7 protein-coding genes are annotated in these 6,978 nt (G+C 63.3%); 2 read left to right on the top strand and 5 right to left on the bottom strand.

Going from position 1 to position 6,978, the window contains the following annotated elements; all coding sequences use genetic code 11:
- Positions 1-115: 115 nt before the first annotated feature.
- Positions 116-544, bottom strand: coding sequence for a hypothetical protein (locus ACQR07_RS30585; protein WP_434905783.1), 429 nt, complete (start codon positions 542-544; stop codon positions 116-118).
- Between the two features lie 437 nt (positions 545-981).
- On the opposite strand from ACQR07_RS30585, the gene ACQR07_RS30580 reads away from it, so the two are divergent.
- Positions 982-1,557, top strand: coding sequence for a hypothetical protein (locus tag ACQR07_RS30580; RefSeq protein ID WP_434905782.1), 576 nt, complete (start codon positions 982-984; stop codon positions 1,555-1,557).
- Positions 1,558-1,616: 59 nt separating this feature from the next.
- Here the strand turns inward: ACQR07_RS30580 and ACQR07_RS30575 are convergent, their stop codons facing one another.
- The 4 genes from ACQR07_RS30575 to ACQR07_RS30560 all read right to left on the bottom strand — a co-directional run bounded on the left by ACQR07_RS30575 (position 1,617) and on the right by ACQR07_RS30560 (position 5,861).
- On the bottom strand, positions 1,617-3,026 hold the full coding sequence (locus ACQR07_RS30575; protein WP_434905781.1) for a GSCFA domain-containing protein: 1,410 nt from the start codon (positions 3,024-3,026) through the stop codon (positions 1,617-1,619).
- 672 nt (positions 3,027-3,698) lie between these two features.
- Positions 3,699-4,136, bottom strand: coding sequence for a hypothetical protein (locus tag ACQR07_RS30570; protein WP_434905780.1), 438 nt, complete (start codon positions 4,134-4,136; stop codon positions 3,699-3,701).
- 488 nt (positions 4,137-4,624) lie between these two features.
- Positions 4,625-4,864: a DUF7336 domain-containing protein gene (locus ACQR07_RS30565; protein ID WP_434905779.1), complete on the bottom strand. Its 240-nt coding sequence runs from the start codon at positions 4,862-4,864 to the stop codon at positions 4,625-4,627.
- 85 nt (positions 4,865-4,949) lie between these two features.
- Entirely contained in the window at positions 4,950-5,861 is a 912-nt protein-coding gene (locus ACQR07_RS30560) for a LysR substrate-binding domain-containing protein (protein WP_434905778.1), read from the bottom strand.
- 89 nt (positions 5,862-5,950) lie between these two features.
- On the opposite strand from ACQR07_RS30560, the gene ACQR07_RS30555 reads away from it, so the two are divergent.
- On the top strand, positions 5,951-6,640 hold the full coding sequence (locus ACQR07_RS30555; RefSeq protein ID WP_434905793.1) for a nitroreductase: 690 nt from the start codon (positions 5,951-5,953) through the stop codon (positions 6,638-6,640).
- The last annotated feature ends 338 nt before the right edge of the window (positions 6,641-6,978 follow it).

Genomic DNA, 6,978 nt, shown 5'->3' with positions numbered 1-6,978 from the left:
GGAGCCACCTTCAGAATCGATTTTTGACCAGATCACAATGCCTTACAGGGCTGGTTCACATGCGATTCCCCTGCCCTCAAGGGGAGGGTGACAGCGGGGCTGACCTCCAGGCGGCTCACCAATAGATGCCGTGGCGGTGCAGCTCGCGCACGATGCGGGCTTCGGTCCAGCTCTTAGCCCGCGGCTTGGCGGATCGCGCCGACTTCGAGCGCCGCGATGATTTCTGCACCGAGCCGGTCGGCTCGGGCGGCGGCGCGGCCGCGGCACTGGCGGGCGGCGCGGCCGTCGTCGCTGGGGCGGCCGAAGACGATGCTGGTGCTGACGCGGCCGCGGCGGGCTGCGGAACCGGCTGGGCCTGTGCCACGGCCGGCGCTGCGGGCGCGGGCGTGACGGTGATCTCGCCGGCGGTCTGGACGTAGGCCGGCCGCGGTGCCGCGACCGGCGCTGTGTCGCTCGACGACAGCGACAGGCTGCGGGTTTCGCCGGCCTGCGCGACGGCGGCCGACGCCAGCACCCAAGCCCCGATCAGGATGATCTTGTTCATTTTGATAGCTCCCCTTGTTGGCTGCGGGGGATACTAGGCGGCGCATCGCTGCGCGGATGTGATCCGGGTCACGCCAGGTGCTGCAAGCTGTTCCTGCAAGCCTGAATTGATGAAGCGCGATCGGCACGCAATAATCGTCATTTTTGCAGAACCTTTTTCAAGGCCGCTGCGACTTCCGTTCAGGACGACGGGAGCTCGGGACGGAGCCCCTCGGCCATCCGGACATCATCGATGCCCGCTCACGCGCGCTGAGCACGCGCCTAGTTCCGCTCATCCGAGTTTGCTACCACATTACCGTCACGGCGGCGTTGTTCCATAAAACTGGAACCACCCAGATCGGGGTATGACTGTATGCATACGTACTGTTCGTTGGTGTTGTTCAGAAGGTTCGCCGAATCCGATAGGGAAAACGATCGAGTCGCGGGAAGGATGGGCGCATGCGCCGGGTGATCATTGCGCTGACGGGAGCAGTCCTGTTGCTGGCCGGCCATGGACAGGGCCGGGCCCAGACCGGCGAGAACGATGTCGAGGAGGTCTATATCGCGCGCAGCGTCCGGCATGGCCGTGTGGTGCCGTCGGATTTCTGCGCCCCGACCAAGACCGGTTTCGCGCCGGCGCTGGAGGATCAGCTCTCCGTCCATGCCGTCAACGTGCAGCCGAAAGACGGCCGCATGACCGGCAGCAACGACAAGAGCATCGGCGAGATGCGGGTGTGCATCGGCCAGGCGATGGATCCGACCGTGCTCGGCACCTATACGGAAGGCCAGTTCAACGGCATCGCCTTCATCGGCATTGGAGACTGCCGTCTGGTGCGCGGCAATCAGCCCGAGGAGGGCCTGCTCACCCACCGCTGCTTTCAGGCGCTGACGGGACTGCCCGAGCCCTATGTCGGCGGCTTCCTGGTCTCCAGCTCGCTCTATTCGAAGACGCCGTTCGGCACCGAGAGCTCGCCGCCGGGCTATGCCCAGGCCAGCATTCTGGTCATCCGGCTCTGGCGGAAGCGGCTGCCCTGAGGCAGCCGTTGCGCAAATCTTCTGCTTAGCCAAGTCTTCCGCTTAGCAAAGCCTTCCGCTCAGGCCGGCGAGAACGTCTGCACGAAGGCGCGGACGGTCGCCGACACCTTGTCCTCCGAGACGTGCCAGGCCGCGCCGTCGTCGGCCGCGAAGAAGCTCGAGGCGTTCGAGCCGCCCCAGCGGAACACCTCGAACGACGGCCAGTACCAGATGTCCTCGAGGTTGGAATTGTTGACGATCTCGTGGGCGACCAGCCGCATCGTGCTCTTCGACAGGCAGTCGGCCTGCACCACCGACTCGTATTCGAACGAGGTCAGCAGCGGCACCGGCGACACTGTGACGATCACCTTGATGCCGGGCCGGACGCTCCTGACGAAGTCGATCAGGTAGCGCACGTTGTCGACGTTCTCCTGCACGCTTGCGGTGCGGAACTTGTACTTCTCGGCCAGCGCCCGGGAGTTCAGCGCGGTCGGCCTGGGCAGTACGAAGGCGCCGGTCTCGCGGTCGAAGAACGCGGCGGCCACGCCGAGCGTCAGGATGAACACGTCGGCCTGCTTGATGACGGCGAGCGTGTTCTCCTGGCTCGATCCCGGCGGCAGCAGCTCGACGATGCGTTCGCGGATCTCCGGATCGATCTTGGCGCCGCGCAGCCAGTCGACGAACACGCGGTTGGCGAAGGTCGTGTTGATGTACTCCGAGATCTCCATGTGGTGGCTGTTGTAGCCGCTGTCATTGAGGCTCTTGGAGAGGTTGCGCGCGAAGCACGAGCCCATGGTGAAGAAGCGCGTGCTCTTGTCGAGGAATTTTGGCGCGCTGGCGAGGTTCACGGCGATGTGGTTGGTGATCAGTGTCTGCAGGTCGCCGAGGAAATCCTTGGTCTCCGGATAGCGGCCGACCTTGGCGCGCGCCCCCTTGGCCTCCTTGACCTTGCCCTTCTTGGCGTTCGAGCGCGCCAGATCCAGCGTCTCGCGGTTGATCGGGTTGTCATAGCCGGGGTTGAGCTTGATCGCCTTTTCGAGCGCGGCCACCGCCTCCTCGAACTCGTTGTTCTGGGTCAGGATCTCGCTGAGCGAGAAATAATCGGCGGCGTCGTTTGAAGCCGGCGCGAGCTTGCGGAACAGCTCCATCGAGCGCGTGAACGGACCGACATGGCTGCAGCGCACGGCGGCGCTGCGGATCAGGTGGAGGTTGCCTTCGGTGGCCTGCGCGAAGATCTCGGGATTCTCGTCGAGGATCGCCAGCATCATGTCGCGCGCCTCGGCGCGCTTCTTGTGCGAGCCGTCGTCGATCAGCTGCGCATAGATGAAGCGGGCGTTGATGTCCTTCGGGTCGAGCTCGAGCAGCTTCTGGAAGGCGAGTTGGGCGCTGACGTAGTCCTTGTCCTCGATGTATTTGTAGGCGAGCGTCCTGATCTGGCCGACGATGGACTGAAACTGGGTGTGGCTGTCGAGGGCGGTGGTGGTGCTCATGTCGAGGGCTCGCCTTTGTCGCTCGTTTCGGTTCATGAGCTGCGCGCCGCCCGTTGCCGGGCGCGACACGTCGTTCACGCGGACGCGGCAGCCCGCGCGTGACACATCTCGACCATGACAACTGGATCCTGATCGCCACCGGCTTGGCCGGCGACGTACGCCCGAGCGCAGCCCACCATTCCCGGCGATTCGAACAGGAACGGATGCACGCCCCCATCGCCGCCTGCCGCCTGCGCGTGTATGCGCATGCAGTTCGCGGGACACGATGGTCGCGACGAGGTTAACCAGTTCTTAACTAGCAGGACCGCGCGACTACGGACGGAAATCTACGGAGAATGGTGCGGGAAAGGGCGCCCTCCTATAGAAACATCCTGCTGACTTCACCGGTGGATTTCTGTGCGATTTTGGCGAAGGCCAACGAAAACGCCAACATTCTCCGCGGCCTTGGCGACCGATCCGGAACACCGCGAAGATTTTCCAGGCATCAGGACGCGCGCGCCTGGTGGACTGAAGCCGACGTCGGTGGCTCGAACTGGCTTCAGCGCTGCAAGCACCGTCCGGTCAGATCGCTTACAGCTGATCTACCCCAAAGATAGTCACTGGACTGTCCGCACGGCAAGATTCGGCCGCCATGACAAGGTGTGGACTACCAGTCAAACATCAGTTTGAGGATCATTTGTGATGAGCCGGGGCGACCCGGAGCGGTTCGCGGACCGTCAGGGTCCATGGGCCTTGATCGTGCATCTCGGGCTCGGGGTCATCGGTCCGGCCGTAGCGCAGTCGTGCGCCCGCTTCGAGCCGAGTGTGAATCCGCACGACGAGCGGCTTTCGGGATTTGACGCCATGAGCAGCGAGTGCCGCGCGCAGCTGTTGCCACCGCCTTTCGGTGAAGAGGCTCGTATGGCACATGTCTTCACAGCAGCAATAGACCCGGCCCGCGCGAAACGTGAGGCACAGGTCAAACTGCTCGCCATGGCCTCGGACGTTTTCGATGGTCAGGGCATAGTAGTCGTCCGGCCGTCCCTCGGCACCTCGGTTCTGTCGCAGCAAATCAATCCACGCAGCACGGATGCCGTCGTGGAGTTCACGCAGAGTCTCGCGTTCGTTCATGGCTATGGCGCGTGCCCAGCGGCGCGCTGTTTCTGTGGGCGTCCGTGGAGCTTGGCTAACTCCGAGCTATTTGAGCCTCAGAGAGTCGGGACCGCGAACCTCAGTCCAGCGCGTGACGCCGAGTGCACTCGATAGCACTTGCATCACGACGGAGTTGTTGAGCGCAGCATCTTTGGGGTGGTTCACTTGGACGCCCCTGATCCCGCTCCTCCAGACCGCGTCTGGATGAACTTCCGGCTTTCCCTGCCAACGGCGCGTGAAATAGAAGACTCGCCACTCCTCGCCAGGAAGACGATAGCAGCCCTCGATGTGGTCGCAATCTTCCGGGTAGTAGCAATCGAAGCTGATCTCAGCATTCATTTGGAGCGCCACTGAGGCAGCAAAATTGCCGAGCCTGTGACTGCCGAGGGACGGTAACCCAAAGGATCCGCGGACGACAAGGGGCCTGAGGTCCAATGTGGGTCACAGAACCCAACATCGCGCGACGCTCACCCTGCAGTCTTCACGGAGGTGAATCCCTCGTCCCATCGATCTTTGTCGACTTCATATTCGTCGACGATGAAACAGTCCGGATACTCGCGAAAGCCCTCGAATTGAAGTTTGCGCTGTCTTGCTGCAACCGCTGCGGTGGCGCTGCTGTAAACCCCGATGAGTTTGTCGTCGGTATCGTTCTCATCGACGGCGTCTTCGAGCGGTCGACTGTGCCAAAGCAGAAAAACCGTGCGCATCTGGCTATTCCTCGTTTTAGGCTGGCCATCGCGAGTTTGGTGACCGTGCATAAAACTCACGGATATTTCATGCAGTCCAGCACTGTCACCGTAATTCAGGTGCAGGCCGCGCCTGCAGCGCCCGTCTGACCGCCTCGCGGATCATAGCGACTCGAGGCGCTTTCCGCATGTTGAACGGTGAGGCCGCGAAGACGCCGACGTCGGCTACGAAACGTCCCGGCAGCACCTCGGTGAGAGCCCCATCGAGGATCGCGGCCTCGCATAGGAAGCTCGGCAAGGGCGCGATCCCGCAGCCGAACGTGCACAGATGCGCCAGAGCTGTGTAGTCCGAAACGATCATGTGCGGCACGATGTCGACATCCATCGCGTGTCCCCCGGTCCGGAAAGTCCAGCGGGTGCGTGCGGCGTAGGTCTTCGGCGCAAGCAGCTTGTGATCGGCGAGGTCGGTCAAGCTCGCGAGCTTGCCGCTCCGGGCCAGATAGGCCGGTGACGCGCACAGTCGTCCCGCGATACGGCCGATCTCGTCGCACGACCAGCCCGACGGCGCATCCGCCGAGAGGCGGATCGCAAGATCGTAACGGCCTGACGAAAGGTCGACATAGCGATCGGACAAGTCGAGTTCGAACCGCAAGTCCGGATATTGCGCGGCCATCTCCGCGAGGATCGTAGCGAGCGTGGCGCGGCCGAACGCCGTCGGCGCGGCGATGCGGACCGACCCGGCCATGCTGGTCCGGCCGGATCCAACCGACGCATCCGCCGCGCGAAGGATATTCAGCGCAGTCCGGACAGTGGCGACATAGGCATCGCCCTCGCCGGTCAACGTCACAGAGCGCGTGGTTCTGGCGAGCAACGCCACTCCCAACTGCGCCTCCAATTGCGCAATCCGGCGGCTGACCGTCGATTGCGTCAAACCCAGTTCGCGCGCGGCGCGGCCGAAGCCGCCAGTGTTGACCACCGCCAGCAACGCGTCGATCGCAGCCAGGCGCCCGTCATTCATGCGCATCACGCATTACTGTTACCCCTCCACGGTCATGATCTAATCAGCCTAAGCATGGATGAACAAGCAGGAGGAGCCGAACGGTGTTTATGTCCGTCAGCGAAATCATTCAACGTCGTCGGTCGGTTCGTGCCTTCCGAGCTGATCCGGTCGCGGCGACGACCGTCCGCGAAATCCTGGAGCTCGCCGCGCTGGCACCGTCGAGCAGCAACATGCAGCCGTGGCGCGTCTGGGCCATCGCCGGCGACGATCTCGCCGCGCTCAAGCAACTGGTGCGGGCAAGTGCCGCGGCCAATCCGCGGGGCGAGCCGCCGCAATATCCGATCTATGCCCCCGACTTGAAAGATCCGTACAACGCACGGCGCATCGCATGCGCCGAGGCGTTGTATGGCCTGCTTGGCGTCGCGCGCGACAACAAGCTCGGCAGGTTGATGCAGTTTGCCCGCAACTTCGACTTTTACGGCGCGCCGGTCGGCCTGATCGTCGCGATCGACCGGACTATGGAGCGAGGGCAATGGGCCGACATCGGGATTTATCTCGCCCATCTGCTGCTGCTCGCCGAGGAACGCGGGCTTGCCACCTGCGCACAAGCCGCATGGGCCGGCATGAACCAGACTGTCCGCACATTCCTGAACATGCCGGACGAGTACATCCTGTATTGCGGCGTATCGATGGGCTACGCCGACGAGGATGCTCCGATCAACCGTCTGAGGATCGGCCGCGAGCCGCTCGCGGTCACCACCGAGATGCGCGGCTTCGGCGCCGAGGTTGCGGCGTGAGGACGACTGCGCCTGCCGCCGATACCGACGCCCGCCCGCTGTAAGGATGGCGTTCCGCAGTGACCTTCCAGACGCCTCGGATGCACGTCTACTTTGCCCGCGCGACGCGGACGTGAGCGACGGCGTGTAGCCTTGTTACGGGGATAATGCTGGACTGCACCGAACTACGGTGACGCTGTATTTTCCTCGTCGTCCTGCTCGGGAGCCAGTTTGGCCTCATCATCGAGTTTGATGGTGGCCGACACGGGACCCATTGACGGTGTGCCGCAGCAAGGGAGCCACACACCGGCGACGAATTCCGAATACCAGAAATTTTGTTGACAAGGTCCCCAAATCAG

This window comes from Bradyrhizobium sp. HKCCYLS20291 (assembly GCF_051167715.1).
GTDB lineage: Bacteria > Pseudomonadota > Alphaproteobacteria > Rhizobiales > Xanthobacteraceae > Bradyrhizobium.
This window is presented reverse-complemented; position numbering and strand designations above follow the sequence as displayed.

Coding starts and splice junctions, on each gene's coding strand:
- ACQR07_RS30555 (WP_434905793.1), top strand. CDS start 5,951: ATGTCCGTCAGCGAAATCATTCAACGTCGTCGGTCGGTTCGTGCCTTC.
- ACQR07_RS30560 (WP_434905778.1), bottom strand. CDS start 5,861: ATGAATGACGGGCGCCTGGCTGCGATCGACGCGTTGCTGGCGGTGGTC.
- ACQR07_RS30565 (WP_434905779.1), bottom strand. CDS start 4,864: ATGCGCACGGTTTTTCTGCTTTGGCACAGTCGACCGCTCGAAGACGCC.
- ACQR07_RS30575 (WP_434905781.1), bottom strand. CDS start 3,026: ATGAGCACCACCACCGCCCTCGACAGCCACACCCAGTTTCAGTCCATC.
- ACQR07_RS30570 (WP_434905780.1), bottom strand. CDS start 4,136: ATGAACGAACGCGAGACTCTGCGTGAACTCCACGACGGCATCCGTGCT.
- ACQR07_RS30585 (WP_434905783.1), bottom strand. CDS start 544: ATGAACAAGATCATCCTGATCGGGGCTTGGGTGCTGGCGTCGGCCGCC.
- ACQR07_RS30580 (WP_434905782.1), top strand. CDS start 982: ATGCGCCGGGTGATCATTGCGCTGACGGGAGCAGTCCTGTTGCTGGCC.